Here is a 2,246-nt window from a genome sequence, read left to right as displayed (position 1 = left end):
CCCGCGGACGTCGTCCTCCGCGGCCAGGTCGTGCGGCCGGTCGCCACCCACCCCTGCCGCTGGCAGGACCCGAGGGTCGCCGGTCACGTAGCCGTGGTGATGGAACTGCATGGGGTGCTCCCGGACGTCGGTGTCGAGGGGGTAGGAGTGTTCTATTATCGAACGTGTCGTTCTGATAATGAACGTGTGGAATCGTATACGATGCCGAGGTGGGTGGGCAAGGTCGGCCCCGGCAGATCCGTGGAGGCGAGTCGTGACGGACGCAGGAGCAGCAGTCCCCCGAGGTGCCGCGTCGCAGACGCTCAGCCGCGGCATCCAGATCCTCGAGGTCCTGGCCGATGCGAGCGGTCCCTTGACCATCGACGAGGTCGCCCGGCGGCTCGACGTCCACCGCTCCGTCGCCTACCGGCTCCTGCGCACGCTCGAGGCTCATCGCCTCGTCGTCCGTGACGCCACAGGCCGCGCGACGCTCGGTCCACGGATGGCGGCGCTCGCCGCAGGGGTCCGCCGTGACCTGCAGTCCGCTGCGCTCCCCGAGCTGACCTCTGTCGCGGACGATCTTGCGATGACGTGCTTCCTCGCGGTGCTCGACGGGGAGGAGTGCGTCACGCTCTGGAGCGTCGAGCCCCGCCGGGCCCTCGCGTCCGTCGCGCAGCGTCCCGGCACCCGGCACCCCGTGTCGGCGGGTGCCCCTGGCAGAGCGATCCTCTCGCTCCTGCCTGCGGACGAGTGGCCCGTCGAGGCGTCGTCGAGCCTGAGGGAGGAGGTCGTGCGGATCGCGCGGAGGGGATTCGCCACGAGTCGCGACGAGGTGATTCCTGGTGTGCGGTCCGTCGCGGTCCCCCTGTCGGTGCCGGGGCAGCCGCCCGCAGCGGTCGCGGTCGTCCATGTCGCAGGTTCCCACGACGAGGAAGGGGTGGCCTCGCGTCTGGCGCGTGCGTGCGGGGCGATCCGGGCGTCGTTCGGCGACTGACACGCACGGCGTCCGGTCAGCCCACGGGCATGGTCTCCGGTTCGTGGCCCAGTGCACGCAAGGCGCCGGCGAGCGCCTTCCGTGCCGTGCGCTCCCCCGACGGTCCGAGGCCGCTGACGGCCACGTGGACGTGCCCGTCCTCGTGAGCGAGGTGCAGGGTCAGGTACTCCTTCAGGGGGCCGATGTCGACCGGCAGCACGCGTACAGCGAGTCCCGCGCACGGCAGGACCGTCACGGGCCCAGGGCCGGCGAGCGGGTGGAGCTCGACGTGCTCGGGTCCTATGACCAGGGCGTGATGGCTGGGGGCCGGTGGGGCCGGCCGGAGAGACCGTCCGGCGTCGGCCACGTCCGTGAGGGCCTGCGGCACGGGATGGACGAGGAAGACGGTCGTCCCGGGACGGGCGCTCGCCACGTCGTCGAGCTGGCGGCGAACCCGTCGCCGGGCCTTGCGGAGGGCGACGAGCAGGACGACCAGGGCGAAGGCCGCGCCGAACGTGAGGCCCCCCCAGATCGTCTTCGCACTGCTGTCGGCGACCTGCGAGGAGACGACGAGCGCGGCAGCGCACAGGACGACGACGGGCAGCACGGGCAGGAAGGATCGCGCGGTCGCGATCCAGTCTCGACGCCAGGCCTTGCGACCGTCCATGGTTCCTCGTCTCCTCGACGCGTGGGCCGAAGGCTCGGCAGTGCGGATCCTGGCAGGTCGGGCTCGACGAGGCAAGACCGTTCGGCAGCGCACGGGAGCTCATACCTAGATCTGCTAGGTTTGAACCCCTAGCAGCCCTAGGCATAGGAGTGTCATGCACATCGACAAGGACCTTGTCGCGGCCTCGGCCACACCGCTCGTCCTCGGCATCCTCGCGGACGGCGAGTCGTACGGCTACGCGATCGTCAAGCGCGTCAACGAGCTCTCGGACGGCCACATGCAGTGGACCGACGGGATGCTCTACCCCCTGCTCCACCGGCTCGAACGCCTCGGGCACGTCGAGGCGTCGTGGGGGGTGTCCGACGTCGGGCGCCGGAGGAAGCACTACGCGATCACCCCCGCCGGGCGCGAGGCCCTCGCGGAGCGGCAGGCCCAGTGGAGCGTCGTCGCCGACGCGCTCCAGCGGGTCTGGCGGGACGCCCGCGACACGCAGGCTCCGCGGACCGTCGCCGAAGGGTGGGCCTGATGAGCACGCACCCCGAGCTCGAGGCGCAGATCGACCAGTGGCGCGGCTACGTCCAGCGCCGCCAGGCGATCTCGACGGCCGACGTCGACGAGATGGAGGAC

Annotated in this window: 3 protein-coding genes; 2 read left to right on the top strand and 1 reads right to left on the bottom strand. The window is 71.5% G+C overall.

The annotated features are described in order from the left end of the window. Positions 1-253: 253 nt before the first annotated feature. Positions 254-973: an IclR family transcriptional regulator gene (locus tag ACFWFR_RS19155; RefSeq protein ID WP_377624168.1), complete on the top strand. Its 720-nt coding sequence runs from the start codon at positions 254-256 to the stop codon at positions 971-973. A 16-nt stretch (positions 974-989) separates the two neighbouring features. Here the strand turns inward: ACFWFR_RS19155 and ACFWFR_RS19150 are convergent, their stop codons facing one another. Next, positions 990-1,619, bottom strand: a complete 630-nt coding sequence (locus tag ACFWFR_RS19150) for a hypothetical protein (protein ID WP_377624167.1) — start codon at positions 1,617-1,619, stop codon at positions 990-992. A gap of 154 nt (positions 1,620-1,773) precedes the next feature. Between ACFWFR_RS19150 and ACFWFR_RS19145 the strand changes: the two genes are divergently transcribed. Next, on the top strand, positions 1,774-2,145 hold the full coding sequence (locus ACFWFR_RS19145; RefSeq protein WP_377624165.1) for a PadR family transcriptional regulator: 372 nt from the start codon (positions 1,774-1,776) through the stop codon (positions 2,143-2,145). Positions 2,146-2,246: the final 101 nt, after the last annotated feature.

It is taken from the genome of Oerskovia sp. NPDC060287, assembly GCF_042726775.1.
In the GTDB taxonomy this organism is placed as follows: domain Bacteria; phylum Actinomycetota; class Actinomycetes; order Actinomycetales; family Cellulomonadaceae; genus Oerskovia; species Oerskovia merdavium.
This window is presented reverse-complemented; position numbering and strand designations above follow the sequence as displayed.

Bases quoted from the DNA above. Each gene is read 5' to 3' on its own strand.
- ACFWFR_RS19150 (WP_377624167.1), bottom strand. From the start codon at position 1,619: ATGGACGGTCGCAAGGCCTGGCGTCGAGACTGGATCGCGACCGCGCGA.
- ACFWFR_RS19145 (WP_377624165.1), top strand. From the start codon at position 1,774: ATGCACATCGACAAGGACCTTGTCGCGGCCTCGGCCACACCGCTCGTC.